This window comes from Neisseria perflava, from assembly GCF_019334725.1.
GTDB lineage: Bacteria > Pseudomonadota > Gammaproteobacteria > Burkholderiales > Neisseriaceae > Neisseria > Neisseria subflava_A.
Genome location: NZ_CP079818.1, coordinates 1,885,606 through 1,901,193, shown reverse-complemented (window position 1 = coordinate 1,901,193; position 15,588 = coordinate 1,885,606). Strand labels below are relative to the sequence as shown.

The 15,588-nt window shown below is 50.3% G+C and carries 10 protein-coding genes; 5 read left to right on the top strand and 5 right to left on the bottom strand.

The genetic code is table 11. The annotated features are described in order from the left end of the window. The first annotated feature begins 49 nt into the window (after positions 1-49). On the top strand, positions 50-586 hold the full coding sequence (locus LPB400_RS09120; RefSeq protein WP_070711980.1) for a YniB family protein: 537 nt from the start codon (positions 50-52) through the stop codon (positions 584-586). Positions 587-677: 91 nt separating this feature from the next. Here the strand turns inward: LPB400_RS09120 and pgmB are convergent, their stop codons facing one another. From pgmB to LPB400_RS09105, 3 genes are all read right to left on the bottom strand, one after another. After that, a complete protein-coding gene (pgmB, locus tag LPB400_RS09115; RefSeq protein ID WP_219088801.1) occupies positions 678-1,343 on the bottom strand; it encodes a beta-phosphoglucomutase in 666 nt (221 codons plus the stop codon). 12 nt (positions 1,344-1,355) lie between these two features. After that, positions 1,356-3,614: a glycoside hydrolase family 65 protein gene (locus LPB400_RS09110; RefSeq protein WP_219088799.1), complete on the bottom strand. Its 2,259-nt coding sequence runs from the start codon at positions 3,612-3,614 to the stop codon at positions 1,356-1,358. 74 nt (positions 3,615-3,688) lie between these two features. Next, complete coding sequence (locus LPB400_RS09105; protein WP_219088797.1) at positions 3,689-5,041, bottom strand: SLC45 family MFS transporter; 1,353 nt, start codon at positions 5,039-5,041, stop codon at positions 3,689-3,691. 340 nt (positions 5,042-5,381) lie between these two features. On the opposite strand from LPB400_RS09105, the gene ettA reads away from it, so the two are divergent. Next, positions 5,382-7,058: an energy-dependent translational throttle protein EttA gene (gene ettA, locus LPB400_RS09100; protein ID WP_003747462.1), complete on the top strand. Its 1,677-nt coding sequence runs from the start codon at positions 5,382-5,384 to the stop codon at positions 7,056-7,058. 65 nt (positions 7,059-7,123) lie between these two features. On the opposite strand, the gene LPB400_RS09095 is transcribed toward ettA, so the two are convergent. Further along, a complete protein-coding gene (locus tag LPB400_RS09095; protein WP_219088795.1) occupies positions 7,124-7,759 on the bottom strand; it encodes a TetR family transcriptional regulator in 636 nt (211 codons plus the stop codon). A gap of 226 nt (positions 7,760-7,985) precedes the next feature. Between LPB400_RS09095 and LPB400_RS09090 the strand changes: the two genes are divergently transcribed. From LPB400_RS09090 to LPB400_RS09080, 3 genes are read left to right on the top strand one after another with little or no spacing between them, the layout of a single operon-like run. Then, positions 7,986-9,254: an efflux RND transporter periplasmic adaptor subunit gene (locus LPB400_RS09090; RefSeq protein ID WP_070629650.1), complete on the top strand. Its 1,269-nt coding sequence runs from the start codon at positions 7,986-7,988 to the stop codon at positions 9,252-9,254. A gap of 11 nt (positions 9,255-9,265) precedes the next feature. Further along, a complete protein-coding gene (locus tag LPB400_RS09085) occupies positions 9,266-12,478 on the top strand; it encodes an efflux RND transporter permease subunit (RefSeq protein ID WP_219088793.1) in 3,213 nt (1,070 codons plus the stop codon). Between the two features lie 56 nt (positions 12,479-12,534). After that, on the top strand, positions 12,535-13,941 hold the full coding sequence (locus LPB400_RS09080; protein WP_219088791.1) for an efflux transporter outer membrane subunit: 1,407 nt from the start codon (positions 12,535-12,537) through the stop codon (positions 13,939-13,941). A 74-nt stretch (positions 13,942-14,015) separates the two neighbouring features. On the opposite strand, the gene LPB400_RS09075 is transcribed toward LPB400_RS09080, so the two are convergent. After that, the gene (locus LPB400_RS09075; protein ID WP_107696953.1) at positions 14,016-15,353 is read right to left on the bottom strand and encodes a GTPase/DUF3482 domain-containing protein; all 1,338 of its coding nucleotides are present in this window, start codon (positions 15,351-15,353) and stop codon (positions 14,016-14,018) included. Positions 15,354-15,588: the final 235 nt, after the last annotated feature.

The window sequence follows — 15,588 nt, the reverse complement described above, 5'->3', positions numbered from 1 at the left end:
GGGAACTCTGTTTTTTAGAGGCTAAATGTAAGGGATTTTGGAGGTTTTAATGAATTATAATGATGCTAAACGTAAGGTAATTATAAAATTTATGTGTGGTGCTTTAGTTTCTCTTTTGTCTGCTATTTCTACCATTATATCTATTTTAAAAATGTTTTATTTTAAGTTAGATGATGGAACTAGGTTTGGATCTGCCCTTTCAGAAATTTTCAAGAGAATAACAATATTTGCCTATGAGCATACTACATTTTTAGAATTTTTTTGGAAACACTCTCCTATAGTCAATCCATTTGATTTTTTAGAAAAACAGTCTATTCAGTTTTTTATTATATATATTTTATTTTTTATTGCATGGTCAGTCATTAGATCTGCTTTTAATTTAAGAAATAGATTGAAAATTATCGATAAACAAATTGAAGATCAAATTATTAAAGAATCTATTAAAGGAAGTAATATAAATAGAAAGCAGGTAGAAAATAATGTCTCTATTTCTTTGTCTAGTAAAATTCATGATTTATATATTGCACCATTATTAGTTGCAATAATTGGTGCAATTATAATTAAACTATTAGGATTTGGGTCTTAGTATTGGAATGAGTGAAGGTAGCTGTAATATATGAAGGCCGTCTGAAAACCTGAATCAGGTTTTCAGACGGCCTTTTTACTTCCCTAATATTTTACCTGCCCGACTGTGCCCACACGTTTTGCAGGTAGGCGTAGGTCAGCTCGGCGGTGTCGGACACCAGCGCGATGTCGCTGCCCAAGTCTTCGGCTTTGCCCACGCCGATGGGCAAGGCGCCGGCGGCTTTGATGGCAGCTACGCCGGCGGCGGCGTCTTCAATGCCGATGCAGCGGCGGATGTCCGCGCCCACGCCCTCGGCGGCGGCGAGGAAGATGTCGGGGGCGGGTTTGGAATGCGCGACGGCGGCAGGGTCGGCGACGGCGTCGAAGAAGTGGGTCAGCCCCATGCGTTCCAGTAAGAACGGACCGTTTTTACTGGCGGACGCGAGGGCGATTTTTTTGCCGTTTGCTTTCAATGCTTCCAGTAGCGGCAAAATACCAGGGTACACGTCTTCGGGTTTGACTGCCTGAATCATTTCGACGTAGTTGTCGTTTTTGCGGCGGGTCAGTTCGGCGAACTCGGCTTCGCTGACGGTTTTGCCGCCGTGCGCGAGGATGCGTTTGAGCGAATCGTCGCGCGACACGCCTTTGAGCTGCTCGTTAAACTTACGGTCTATGCTGATGCCCAGCCCTTCGGCGAGCTTTTTCCATGCGCGGTAGTGGTATTCGGCGGTGTCGGTGATGACGCCGTCGAGGTCAAAGAGGACTGCGGTAAAAGTCATTTTGCGCCCTCCTTATTTTTCCAACGCGACGGTGTGGCTGCCGTTGAGCGTGATGTCTTTGCCGTACACCTGCAAATCGAGCGGCTCGCCTTTGAGCAGGGTGAAGACGACGTTTTCTTTGCCGACGGCGACTTTAATCAGACGGCCGCGGTAGTTGATGTGGAAAGCATAGCCTGTCCATGCGCTCGGCAGGAACGGTGCGAAGCTGAGTTTGCCACCCCAGGTTTTCATTTGGGCGAAACCTTGGACGATGGCAAGCCACGAGCCGGTCATGGAGGTGATGTGCAGGCCGTCTTCGGTGTCGTTGTTGTAGTTGTCCAAGTCCAGGCGGGCGGTGCGCTGGTACATTTCCACGGCTTTTTCTTCTTTGCCCAGTTCGGCGGCGAGAATAGAGTGGATACACGGCGACAGCGAGCTTTCATGCACGGTCATCGGTTCGTAGAAGTCGAAGTTGCGGCGTTTTTCGTCCATGTTGAAACGGTCGCCGAAGAAGTAGATGCCTTGCAAGACGTCTGCCTGTTTGATGAAGGGTGAACGCAGGATTTTGTCCCACGACCATTTTTGGTTGAGTGGCAAATCGTCGGGCGAAAGCGCGGACACGGGGCGGATGTCTTTGTCGAGGAAGCCGTCGTGCTGCACGAATACGCCGAGTTCTTCGTCATGCGGACGGTACATATTCGCGCTGATGTCCGCCCATTTTTCCAACTCGGCGGCACTTACGTTCAAATCCGGACGCGGGTATTTCGCTAGGGCTTCACGGGTGTAGTCCAATACCCATGCGGCGAGGGTGTTGGTGTACCAGTTGTTGTTGATGTTGTTTTCGTATTCGTTCGGGCCGGTTACGCCGTGAATCATGTATTTGCCGTTGCGTTTGGAGAAGTGGACGCGGTCTGCCCAGAAGCGGGACACTTCGACCAAGACTTCCAAGCCTTCTTTGGCAAGATAACTTTCGTCGCCGGTGTAGTTGGTGTAGTTGTAGATAGCGTAAGGAATCGCGCCGTTGCGGTGGATTTCCTCGAAGGTGATTTCCCATTCGTTGTGGCACTCGATGCCCGTAAACGTCACCATCGGATAGAGTGCGCCCGCCAAGCCCTGTTCGCGCGCGTTGTGCTGCGCCTGCGGCAGTTGGTTGCGGCGGTATTGCAACAAGTTGCGGGTCACTTCGGGTTCCGCCAGTGCGAGGTAGAGCGGCACGGCGTAGGCTTCGGTGTCCCAATAGGTCGCGCCGCCGTATTTTTCGCCGGTAAAGCCTTTGGGGCCGATGTTCAGGCGCGCGTCTTCGCCGTAGTAGGTGGAGAACAGTTGGAATAGGTTGAAGCGGATGCCTTGCTGCGCTTCATCGCTGCCTTCGATGACCACGTCGGCGATTTCCCAACGGTGCAGCCAGCCTGCTTTGTGTGCGTCCAGTAAGGTTTCAAACGCAACGCCTGCGATTTTTTCCGACAAGGCACGGCCTGCGGCTTTTACCGCTTCCAAGCCTTGATAATCGCGACTGGTGGTAACAATCACGCGTTTTTCAAAGGTTTCGGGCGTGCCGCCGACTTCGGCTTCGAAAGAATTGGAGACCTGCCAGTCGGTTTGGCTGCCGCCGAGGGCTTTGAAACTGCCGGCGAAGGTTTGCTCGGCGTTGACGATGAATTGTTCCACGCCGAAGGGATTGGCGATGGTTTGGGTGGCAATGTAGGAGCGGTCGTCTGAAACGCCCTTGTCCAATACCTGCCAGAATTTTTCTTCGTAGTTGGAGTCTTCGTTTTTCACGTCGGCGTCGATGATGGAATCGATGCGGACTTGGTGGGTTTTGCCGTCGATGGATACGGTTTCCCAGCGGATGAGAGCCAGCTCTTTTTGCGCGACGGACAGGAATTTGCACACATCGAAACGCACGCCGAATACGGTGAACGAGCGGCGCAACACGCCGTGCTGCATATCGAGTTCGACGGAGAAGTCGGCAACGTCGTTTTTCGCCAAGTCTACTTCCTGTCCGTCGACAAAGATTTTGACTTTGCTGAAATTGAGCGCGTTGATGGCTTTGCCGAAATATTTAGGGTAGCCGTTTTTCCACCAGCCGACGCGGGTTTTGTCGGGGAACCACACGCCCGCGATGTAGGTGCCCAAGTGGCTGTCGGCGGAGTAGGTTTCTTCAAAGTTGCCGCGCATGCCCATATAGCCGTTGCCCAAACTGGTCAGGCTCTCTTGCAGCCGTTTGTGTTCTTTTTCCAGTTTTGCCGAACGCAGCGTCCAAGGGCTGATTTCCATGATTCTTGTATACATTTATGAAGCTCCTGTTATTAAAATCGTAAGTTCGGCAAAGGTTTCAGACGGCCTTTGCCGATGGTATGGATGGATTATTCGCCGTGGGTCTCTTTAATCAGACATACTGAGAAGGCTCCCAGCAGCAAGACCGCGCCTGCAACCAAGAACATGGTTGCCTGATGGCTGCCCAGCATAGGGAAGAGGATAAAGCTCAGCAGGGAGGCGACGATTTGGGGCATACAGATAGAGCCGTTAAACAGACCCAAATAAGTACCCATGTGTTTGCCGGAGAGGGCATTGGTTACAATCGTCAAAGGATAGGTAATGATACCTGCCCACGCAATACCGATTAAGGTATAAGACAGGATTAATGCGTATTGATTGTGGATGAAGAAAATAGAGAAGAAACCGAGCGCGCCTAAAGCTAAGCAACCGAAATAACCGACTTTATGGTATTGATTCGGTACTTTTGCCAGAATAAACGAGCAGATAACGGCAGCAATGGATTGTACCGCCGCCAAAACGCCGTACCAGTTGCCCGCTTCCTGATAGCCTACGGAAGAGGCATCGGTTGTCTGCCAAACGTTTTCTGCAATCGCGCCTGCCGAGTAAGTCCACATATATTGGAAGGCGAACCAGCAGAAGAATTGCACCAAAGTGACTGTCCAAAACGCTTTAGGTGCAGTTTTTAAGAGTTCAAACCAGTTGGCTTTTTCCTGATTCGCGGCTACGTCGATGCCGTGGTAGCGGGCGTAGGTTTCCGGATCGTATTCCTTCACTTTGAAAATCGTGAACGCGCTGGTAATCACCAACAACGCCGCGCCCACATAAAATGCCACGACCACGGTCTGCGGTACGACGCCTTTCTCGGCAGTATTCGCCAAACCGATATACGCAAACACAAACGGCAGAATCGCCGCCACAACCGCACCCGTATTCGCCAAGAAGCTCTGAATCCCGTAGGCGTAGCTTTTCTGCTCCTCGTTGACCATATCGCCGACCATCATCTTAAACGGCTGCATTGCCATATTGGAGGACACGTCCAACAGTGCAATCATCAACGCGCCAAATGACAAAGCCGCCAAAGAAGCGTAGCCAAAACCAAAGCTGCCCGAGTTCGGCATAAGAATCATGACGATAACCGCAATCAGCGTACCGTAAAGCAGATAGGGCAGACGGCGGCCACCCAAGCGCGGCATCCAGGTGCGGTCTGAGTAGTAGCCCACAATCGGCTGAACCAACATACCGGCCAATGGGGGCAGAATGAAAAACCAGCCCAAATTGTGCGGGTCAGCGCCTAAAGTTTGAAAAATTCGGCTCATTTGTGAGCTTTGTAGGGTAAAGGCCGTCTGAACGCCGAGATAGCCGAAGCTCAGCATCCAAATCGTACTTTTTGCCAGTGACGGCAAACCTTGTTTTGCTGTTTTTTGCGTATGTTCCGACATGAGGTAAATCCTTTTTTTAAAAAGTATTTTTATTGAGAAATCTGAAATGTTCCTTGGTGTGGTGTTCTCTGTCGTTATTGTTTGTGTGCGTACTTTCAAGGATATGGGTGCATTTTATGAAGTGCGCCGGATATTGGCAATGCCAGTTCAAGGATAAACTGGCTTAAATCAAATTTTCTGTGGTTTGACATTGATACCGTAGGGCAATGAGGGTATCGGTTCGGCTCGGTGTATATTTTGATGCTTATTTCTATTTTCAGACGGCATTTGAACAAGCAAGTATTTGGGCAATAGGTTAAAATGGGCCGTCTGAAATTTGTTTGACGGAAACGAGAAAACTATGTCCCAACAATACGTCTATTCTATGCTGCGCGTGAGCAAGGTTGTGCCGCCGCAAAAAACCATTATTAAAGACATTTCCCTTTCATTTTTCCCTGGTGCAAAAATCGGTTTGCTCGGTTTGAACGGTGCGGGTAAATCTACTGTACTGCGGATTATGGCTGGTGTGGATAAGGAATTTGAGGGCGAAGCCGTGCCGATGGGCGGCATTAAAATCGGCTACCTGCCGCAAGAGCCTGAGCTTGATCCTGAAAAAACCGTGCGCGAGGAAGTGGAAAGCGGTTTGGGCGAAGTGGCTGCCGCACAAAAACGTTTGGAAGAAGTGTATGCCGAGTACGCGAATCCCGATGCGGATTTTGACGCGCTGGCAGAAGAGCAGGGCCGCTTGGAAGCGATTATTGCGGCGGGTTCGTCTACCGGCGGCGGTGCAGAGCATGAATTGGAAATCGCTGCCGACGCGCTGCGCCTGCCTGATTGGGATGCAAAAATCGGCAATTTGTCCGGCGGTGAAAAACGCCGTGTGGCTTTGTGCAAACTCTTGTTGAGCAAGCCCGATATGCTTTTGCTTGACGAGCCGACCAACCACTTGGACGCGGAATCTGTCGAATGGCTGGAGCAATTCTTGGTCCGCTTCCCCGGTACAGTCGTTGCCGTAACACACGACCGCTACTTCTTGGACAACGCCGCCGAATGGATTTTGGAACTTGACCGCGGACACGGCATTCCGTGGAAAGGCAATTACTCGTCTTGGCTGGAGCAGAAAGAAAAACGCTTGGAAAACGAGGCGAAATCCGAAGCTGCGCGCGTGAAAGCGATGAAGCAGGAGTTGGAATGGGTGCGCCAAAATGCCAAAGGCCGCCAAGCCAAGTCTAAAGCGCGTTTGGCGCGTTTTGAAGAAATGAGCAACTACGAATACCAAAAACGCAATGAAACGCAGGAAATCTTTATCCCTGTTGCCGAGCGTTTGGGTAATGAAGTGATTGAATTTGTGAACGTTTCCAAATCGTTCGGCGATAAAGTGCTGATTGACGATTTGAGCTTCAAAGTGCCTGCGGGCGCGATTGTCGGCATCATTGGTCCGAACGGTGCGGGTAAATCGACGCTGTTCAAAATGATTTCAGGCAAAGAGCAGCCTGATTCCGGCGAAGTGAAAATCGGCCAAACCGTGAAAATGAGCTTGATCGACCAAAGCCGCGAAGGTTTGCAAAACGACAAAACCGTGTTCGACAACATCGCCGAAGGCCGCGACATTTTGCAGGTTGGTCAGTTTGAAATTCCTGCCCGCCAATATTTGGGACGCTTCAACTTCAAAGGCAGCGATCAAAGCAAAATCGCCGGTCAATTGTCTGGTGGTGAACGCGGCCGTCTGCACTTGGCAAAAACTTTGTTGAGCGGCGGCAATGTGTTGCTGTTGGACGAACCGTCCAACGATCTAGACGTAGAAACCCTGCGCGCGCTGGAAGACGCATTGCTGGAATTTGCCGGCAGCGTGATGGTGATTTCGCATGACCGTTGGTTCCTCGACCGTATCGCTACGCATATTTTGGCTTGTGAAGGCGACTCTAAATGGGTGTTCTTTGACGGCAACTATCAGGAATACGAAGCCGACAAGAAACGCCGTTTGGGCGAAGAGGGTGCGAAACCGAAACGTATCCGTTACAAACCGGTAACACGTTAAGCAGGTTTGAACCAAAAGGCCGTCTGAAACTTTTAATGTTTCAGACGGCCTTTTATTTTTAATGTTTAAGATTGTTTTCTTAATTGCGGATGGTTTTCCAATGTATCAATGATGATTTCAATCATGCGTGGGGCGGTTTGCGCTAAATCGAAGCCTTGACCTGAAGAAAGCCAGCGCCAAATCAAGCCGTCTAATGAAGACTTGATGAAGATGACCGCCATATCGATATCTAAATTATCCACCAACGCTTTTTGTTGTACCGCATCAGTCAGGACGGCAATGATTTTTTCACGCCATAATGATTGGTGTTTTTTAGCGATGGCAATGACCGCCTCGTTTTGCTCGGTGTGTTCGCATTTTAAAAACAAAATGCTGTGGAATGTATAGTGAAGCTCGTTGTGTTGCAGGCGCTCGAAAAAACGGGTCAGAGTCAGTCGGAAGCTTGACCAAGCCTGTTCGTTATTGTTGTTCGAGTCTTCTTTTATGCAGCTTTCGATGTCGTCGCAAATCCGTTGGAACAAGGCGTCAAACAAATCTTCTTTGTTTTTGAAATGCCAATACAGCGCGCCGCGCGTTACGCCTGCAGCTTGGGCGATTTCGTTAAGTGAGGTGCGGGCAATGCCTTTCTGATAAAACGTATCCAATGCGGCAAGCATGAGATATTCTTTGGTTTTTAAGGCTTCGGTTTTGGTTCTTCTCATAGTTGTTTTGTGGGGAATGTAAATTTATGGTTCGGATTATAAAAAATTACTTCTGAAAATGCAAGAATGTATGTATAATTTAATTCAATACTTGATAGTGTTTCTCAACACTATATAATCAGCCTGTTTTTCATAAAAGCAGGCAATTTCTGTTTGCGAAATATGAGATTAAAGTAATCAATTTTTAATTAGTCAAACCCTTATTTATCATAGAGATAGGAAAATTATGGCTCTTTATGCTTCTAAAATGATGCGTGTCGTATCGATTGCGGCGGCTACTGCATTGGCGCTTTCTGCTTGCGGCAAAGGCGATGAGAAGGCAGCCGGCCAACAGGCGCAAGGCAGTCAGCAACAGCAAAATCAACCTGCCCCTGAAGTCCGCGTGGTTACCGTGCATCCGGAAACCGTTGCATTGACAACCGAGTTGCCGGGCCGTCTGGAATCATTGCGTACTGCTGAAGTTCGCGCCCAAGTCGGCGGTATTTTGCAAAAACGCCTATTCCAAGAGGGCAGCTATGTGCAAGCCGGTCAGCCTTTATACCAAATCGACAGCTCGACTTATGAAGCAAACTTAGAAAGCGCACGCGCCCAGTTGGCGAGTGCGCAAGCGACTTTGGCCAAAGCGAATGCCGACTTGGCCCGCTACAAACCGCTGGTTGCCGCCGATGCCATCAGCCAACAGGAATATGATGCAGCCGTAACCGCCAAGCGCTCAGCCGAGGCAGGCGTCAAATCTGCACAAGCAGCTATCAAATCTGCCGGTATCAGCCTGAACCGCTCCCGCATTACTGCGCCGATTTCCGGCTTTATCGGTCAATCTAAAGTTTCTGAAGGTACGCTGTTGAATGCCGGCGATACCACCGTTTTGGCCACCATCCAACAAACCAATCCGATGTATGTCAACGTTACCCAATCTGCCAGTGAGGTTATGAAACTGCGTCAACAGGTTGCTGAAGGCAAATTGTTGGCGGCAAACGGCGCGATTGCAGTGGACATCAAATTTGACGACGGTACGGTTTACCCTGAAAAAGGCCGTCTGCTGTTTGCAGATCCGACTGTTAACGAAACGACCGGTCAAATTACCTTGCGCGCTGCCATTCCTAATGACAGAAATATCTTGATGCCGGGCTTGTATGTACGCGTATTGATGGAGCAAGTGGCTGTTGATAATGCATTTGTAGTGCCGCAACAAGCAGTTACCCGCGGTACAAAAGATACTGTGATGGTGGTGAATGACAAGAGCGAAATGGAAGCGCGTGTCGTGACCGTAGCCCAACAGCAAGGTACTAATTGGGTGATTACAGACGGCCTGAAAGACGGCGACAAAGTGGTTGTCGAAGGTACCAGCATTGCCGCTATGTCAGGTGCTAAAAAGGTAACGCCGAAAGAATGGACGCCGCCTGCAAACGCCGCAGCGGCAACCCCGGCAGTTTCAGACGGCCAGGCTGCATCCGAGGCCAAGCCTGAAGCTAAAGCTGCATCTGAAGCCAAATAAGGAACGCGTGAATGTCTAAGTTTTTTATTGACCGCCCCATCTTTGCATGGGTTATTGCGATTTTTATCATCGCAGCGGGTATTTTCGGCATTCAAAAACTGCCAATTTCCCAATATCCGTCCGTTGCAGCACCGACCATTACTTTGCGCGCTACTTATCCGGGCGCTTCTGCTCAGGTAATGGAAGACAGTGTACTGGCCGTTATCGAACGTAATATGTACGGTGTGGAAGGTTTGGACTATATGACGACTTCTGCCAATTCCAGCGGCAGCGGCAGCGTCAGTCTGACGTTTACACCGGAAACCAATGAAGATTTGGCGCAGGTGGACGTGCAGAACAAATTGTCGGAAGTGTTGTCCACATTGCCGTCTACCGTACAGCAATATGGTGTAACCGTATCTAAAGCGCGTTCCAACTTCTTGCAAGTGGTCATGCTTTCTTCTGAAAAGCAATCCATTGAGGAAATGAACGATTACGCCCAGCGCAATATCATTCCTGAACTGCAGCGTATCGACGGGGTAGGGCAGGTACAATTGTTTGGTGCGCAACGCGCCATGCGTATTTGGGTTGACCCGAAAAAACTGCAAAACTACAACCTGTCTTTTGCAACGGTAACCAACGCACTGGCTACTCAAAATATCCAAATTTCTGCAGGCTCTATCGGTTCTTTGCCGGCGGCTGCAGGTCAGACCATTTCGGCGACCGTTACTGCGGAAGGGCAATTAAGAACGGCTGAAGAGTTTGGCAACATCATTTTGGTATCCAATACCGATGGTTCTAATGTCTATCTGAAAGACGTTGCCAAAGTCAGCTTGGGTATGCAGGACTATTCTACTTCCACACGTTTGAACGGCGTGAATACCACCGGTATGGCAGTGATGCTGTCCAACAGCGGTAACGCTTTGGCAACGGCGACTGCCGTGAAAGAAAAAATGGCAGTTTTGCAGAAGTATTTTCCAGACGGCATGAGCTGGAAAGTTCCTTACGATACTTCCAAATTTGTGGAAATTTCGATTGAGAAAGTGATCCATACGCTTTTGGAAGCCATCGTATTGGTATTCTTGGTGATGTATCTCTTCCTGCAAAATATCCGCTATACGCTGATTCCGACTATTGTCGTGCCGATTTCCCTGTTGGGCGGTTTTGCCTTTATCTCATATATGGGTATGTCGATTAACGTATTGACCATGTTTGCGATGGTATTGGTAATTGGTATTGTGGTCGATGATGCGATTGTGGTCGTTGAAAACGTTGAGCGTATTATGGCGAGCGAAGGTCTGCCGCCTAAGGCTGCAACCAAAAAAGCGATGAGTCAGATTTCCGGCGCGGTGATCGGTATTACTGCCGTGTTGATGTCCGTATTTGTGCCGCTGGCAATGTTTAGCGGTGCAACCGGTAACATTTACAAACAGTTTGCCCTGACCATGGTGGCATCGATCGGCTTCTCCGCATTCCTTGCTTTGACGCTGACTCCGGCATTGTGTGCCACCATGCTCAAGCCGATTCAGAATGGTCATCACGAAGAGAAAAAAGGTTTCTTCGGTTGGTTTAACAAGAAATTCGACAACTGGACACACGGCTACGAAGGCTGGGTAGCCAAAGTCTTGCGCAAGACTTTGCGCATGATGGTTGTCTATATCGGTTTGACTGTTGTGGGCGTATTCCTGTTTATGCGTCTGCCGACTTCCTTCTTGCCGACTGAAGACCAAGGTAACTTGATGTTGAGCGTACAGCTGCCTGCCGGCGCGACCAAAGAGCGTACCGATGCAACTTTGGCTCAAATCACTCAACTGGCGAAATCTGTACCTGAGATCGAGAACATTGTTACCGTTTCCGGCTTTAGTTTTAGCGGTTCCGGCCAAAACATGGCTTTGGGCTTTGTCATTCTGAAAGACTGGAGCGAACGTACTGCTCCGGGCAGCGATGCGACTTCTATTTCCGGTAAGTTGACCGGCATGATGATGGCTACGCTGAAAGACGGTTTCGGTTTGGCGATTGTGCCTCCTGCCATTATGGAATTGGGTACAGGCTCCGGCTTGACGATTTACCTGCAAGACCGTAACAACAGCGGCCATGCCGCATTATTGGCCAAGCGCAATGAGTTGATTGACAAAATGCGCAAAAGCGGTTTGTTTAACCCAAGTACCGTTCGTGCGAGCGGTTTGGAAGATGCGCCGCAGTTGAAAATCGACATCAACCGTGCCGCAGCAGCCGCACAAGGTATTTCGTTCTCTGACATCCGTACTGCTTTGGCTTCTTCTTTGGGTTCGTCTTATGTAAACGACTTCCCGAATCAAGGCCGTCTGCAACGCGTGATGGTACAAGCTGATGCGAGTGCCCGTATGCAGCCTGCCGATATTCTGAACCTGACTGTACCGAACAAATCCGGCGTTGCCGTACCGCTTTCTACCATTGCTACTGTTTCTTGGGAAAACGGTATGGAACAAAGCGTCCGCTTCAATGGTTATCCGGCAATGGAGCTTTCCGGCTCTCCTGTTAATGGCGTATCTTCCGGTCAAGCCATGGCTGCGGTGCAGCAAATGGTTGATGAAATGGGCGGCGGTTACAGTCTGGAATGGGGCGGTCAGTCTCGTGAAGAGGCTAAAGGCAGCTCACAAACTGTCGTGTTGTACGCATTGGCCGCTGCCGCTGTATTCTTAGTATTGGCTGCTTTGTACGAAAGCTGGTCTATCCCGTTGGCGGTTATCCTTGTGATTCCGTTGGGCTTGATTGGCGCGGCATTGGGCGTGACCGGCCGTAACATGTTTGAGGCACTGCTGGGCAGTATTCCGGCATACGCCAACGATATCTACTTCCAAGTCGGTTTTGTTACGGTGATGGGTTTGAGTGCGAAAAACGCGATTTTGATTATCGAGTTTGCCAAAGACCTGCAAGCGCAAGGCAAGAGCGCGCTTGAAGCTGCGCTTGCCGCCGCACACTTGCGTTTCCGTCCGATTATCATGACTTCGTTTGCCTTCATCTTGGGCGTGGTACCGCTTTATGTTGCCAGCGGTGCCAGCTCCGCCAGCCAACGTGCGATTGGTACGACCGTGGTCTGGGGTATGTTGATCGGTACGATTCTGTCTGTGTTCCTTGTGCCTTTGTTCTATGTGGTTGTGCGCAAATTCTTTAAAGAAACCGCACACGAGCATGAGATGGCCGCCAAACACGCCGCTGAAGCCGGCATGATTGAAGACGGTAAACACGATTCAGACAAGCACTAAAGCAAAGGCCGTCTGAAAAATTTTCAGACGGCCTCAAAATGCTAAAGGATTCTAAAATGAAGAAGATTACATTCAAACCTGTACTGACCGCCGTTGCCGCCGCCGTGGCTTTGTCGGCCTGTACCATGATGCCGAAATATGAGCAGCCTCAAGTTGCCGTGGCCGATACGTTTAAATACGACACTGTTGACGACGGTATCCGTGCAGCCGAATTGGGTTGGCAAGATTACTTTGCCGATCCTCGCCTTCACCGCCTGATCGACATCGCATTGGAACGCAATACCGATTTGCGTACAGCCGCGCTGAATGCGGAAATCTACCGCAAGCAATACATGATTGCGCGTAATAATTTGTTGCCAACCGTCAATGCCAGCGGTACAGGTTCGCGTCAAGGCAGTTTGAGTGGCGGCAGCGTTAGCAGCCAATACAGCGTGGGTTTGGGCGCAGCCTCTTATGAGCTTGACCTCTTCGGCCGTGTCCGCAGCACCAGCGAAGCCGCGTTGCAAGGTTATTTTAATGTGGCCGCAAACCGCGATGCCGCCCATCTGACCCTGATTTCTACCGTTGCCAAAGCCTACTTTAACGAACGCTACGCGGAAGAAACCATGGCATTGGCACAACGCGTATTACAAACCCGTGAAGCGACTTACAAGCTCTCGCAATTACGCCATAAGGCCGGCGTGATTTCCGCCGTTGATTTGCACCAACAGGAAGCGCTGATTGAATCGGCCAAAGCCGATTACGCATCTGCGGTAAAAAACCGCGAGCAAGCGCGAAATTCCTTGGCTATGTTGATTAATCAACCTTTGCCTGAAGACTTGCCTGCCGGTTTGCCTTTGAACAAACAGTTCAAAATGACCAAACTGCCTGCCGGTTTGAGTTCGGACCTGTTGCTCAACCGTCCGGATATCCGTGCGGCCGAACACGCGCTCAAACAAGCCAATGCCAATATCGGTGCGGCACGTGCGGCGTTTTTCCCGCGCATCAGCCTGACCGGTTCTGTCGGTACCGCTTCCGGCGAGTTGAGCGGCCTGTTTAAGAGCGGCACGGGTATTTGGGCTTTTGCACCATCCATCACTCTGCCTATCTTTGATTGGGGCACAAACAAAGCCAATCTTGACGTAGCCAAACTGCGCCAACAGGCACAAATCGTTGCTTATGAAGCCGCTGTTCAATCCGCATTCAAAGACGTTTCCAATGCGTTGGTTGCACGCGAACAGCTGGATAAAAGCTATGCCGCTTTGAGCAAACAAAGCCGTGCCTACAACGACAGCCTGCGCCTCATCAGCCTGCGCTACAAACATGGCGTATCTAGCGCATTGGATTTGCTGGATGCCGAGCGCAGCAGTTACAGCGCAGAAACTGCTCTTTTGGCCAATCAGCTGACCCGTCTGGAAAACCTTGCCGACTTGTATAAAGCACTTGGCGGCGGTTTGAAACGCGAAACCAAAGCTGCCGAATAAGTATTTGCCTGCTAAGCTTAAAAGGCCGTCTGAAACATTTGGGTTTCAGACGGCCTTTTTGTTATGCGGCAATTCTAAGCTTTTAATTTCTCGCTTAAAGTGGCGACATAGGCTGCGCGTTCGTTACGACTGGCTTCGGGCTGGTGTGTGTTGAGCGAAGACCATTTGCGGTTGCTGCGTGCTTTGTTGAGTTCGCTTGGCAATTTGGCTGCATTCCATGGCGCTTTGCGTTCGTTTAGCTCGATATGCGATTGAGCCGCATGGCCGCGCGTTTGCAAGACGTGCAACAAATCCAGTGCGCGTGCGGCGAGCAGAGTAAGGGTTTCCGGATCGGTATGCAGGGTTTGTCGGCCGTTGATTTTGTCGGTGATGTCTTGGGCATTGGGCAAAATGCCGCCCAACAGGCCTCCAATGGCTGTACCTAAACCAAGCGATCCGCCAAGCGTGGCAATATCCAAGCCTAAGCCGATGAGCGCGCCTGCGGTTGCGCCGGTACCGGTACGGATGCCGTAATGTTTGAGCAATTCGCTGTCAAACGGATCTTGTTTGAAGGCTTTGGGCATCCATGTGCTGTCGCTGCCGACTTCGTCGTGATAGAAGCGGTAAAGTGTGAACAGGCGTTGTTGCATTTGTCGCTCAAGTTGGCGGATTTCCGATTGCATGACTTCCAAAGTCGGGGCAGGGTCGTCGTTTTCGGCAATTTCTTGGGTAAATGCGGCGGTATCCAGCAGAAAATCGGCAATTTCACGGCGCGCTTCCGTATCCAGCCGTTGCCACTCGCGCCGGCGCATATTGATGAGGCGGTCGAGGATGTCGCGCTTAGGTAACATGGTGGCGAGGTTGTCCCACAATCGGATTTCGCCTTCAAAGTCAAACGCAACGGTATCGAAACCGGCGTAAACATGCAGGGCGCGGCGGGCGAGCATATTGGTCCAAGCGGTCAGGTCTTGATTTTGGGTGAAGTTGAACACGGGCATGATGGGCTTGGCGCACCAAGACAAAATGGTCAGCTCGTCTTTGTATTTGTTAAGGACGGGCTCCCGCGCATCGATGACATACATGGCCATGTCGCTTTGCATGACTTGGCGCAGCACTTTGGCCTCTTGGTTGAATTCGTGATGCGCTTCATGGTTGCTGAGGAATTGCTGAATGCGCTCGATGCCGTCATCGCGTGCGGATGTGTGGGTTTCCAGCCAGTCCAACACGCCGCCGGCATCTTCGAGGCCGGGTGTGTCGTAGAGGTAAACCAAGCTGTCGTCGCCATCATTGATGAGGGCTTCTTCGACATGGCGCGTGGTCGAGGGTGCGTTTTTCACTTCGCCGAAGGTACTGTCGCGCAAAAGCGTGCGTAAGAGTGAGGTTTTGCCTGTGTTGGTATGGCCGACGACGGCAAGGGAAAGTGGGGTGGTCATGGTCGTGGGTTGGGACGGATATGGGCTATGGATGTGTGAGTATGGGGCTGTTTGCCTGCAGTGGCAATATGTGTTTCAGACGGCCTTAAATTTTTTATATATGGGCGAAAATAGCCAGAAAAAGAGGGGAATAGCGGATTTGTTGTTTTTTAGCAAAATACTTGAAAATAGATAGGAAAACAGTTGACAGTCGGGTAGAAGGCTAGGATAATTCGCGCCGTTGAGTTGCTTGATG

What these genes read in the sequence shown, in the direction of transcription:
- LPB400_RS09095 (WP_219088795.1), bottom strand. Translation starts at nt 7,759, where the DNA reads ATGAGAAGAACCAAAACCGAAGCCTTAAAAACCAAAGAATATCTCATG.
- pgmB (WP_219088801.1), bottom strand. Translation starts at nt 1,343, where the DNA reads ATGACTTTTACCGCAGTCCTCTTTGACCTCGACGGCGTCATCACCGAC.
- LPB400_RS09080 (WP_219088791.1), top strand. Translation starts at nt 12,535, where the DNA reads ATGAAGAAGATTACATTCAAACCTGTACTGACCGCCGTTGCCGCCGCC.
- LPB400_RS09120 (WP_070711980.1), top strand. Translation starts at nt 50, where the DNA reads ATGAATTATAATGATGCTAAACGTAAGGTAATTATAAAATTTATGTGT.
- ettA (WP_003747462.1), top strand. Translation starts at nt 5,382, where the DNA reads ATGTCCCAACAATACGTCTATTCTATGCTGCGCGTGAGCAAGGTTGTG.
- LPB400_RS09105 (WP_219088797.1), bottom strand. Translation starts at nt 5,041, where the DNA reads ATGTCGGAACATACGCAAAAAACAGCAAAACAAGGTTTGCCGTCACTG.
- LPB400_RS09110 (WP_219088799.1), bottom strand. Translation starts at nt 3,614, where the DNA reads ATGTATACAAGAATCATGGAAATCAGCCCTTGGACGCTGCGTTCGGCA.
- LPB400_RS09090 (WP_070629650.1), top strand. Translation starts at nt 7,986, where the DNA reads ATGGCTCTTTATGCTTCTAAAATGATGCGTGTCGTATCGATTGCGGCG.
- LPB400_RS09075 (WP_107696953.1), bottom strand. Translation starts at nt 15,353, where the DNA reads ATGACCACCCCACTTTCCCTTGCCGTCGTCGGCCATACCAACACAGGC.
- LPB400_RS09085 (WP_219088793.1), top strand. Translation starts at nt 9,266, where the DNA reads ATGTCTAAGTTTTTTATTGACCGCCCCATCTTTGCATGGGTTATTGCG.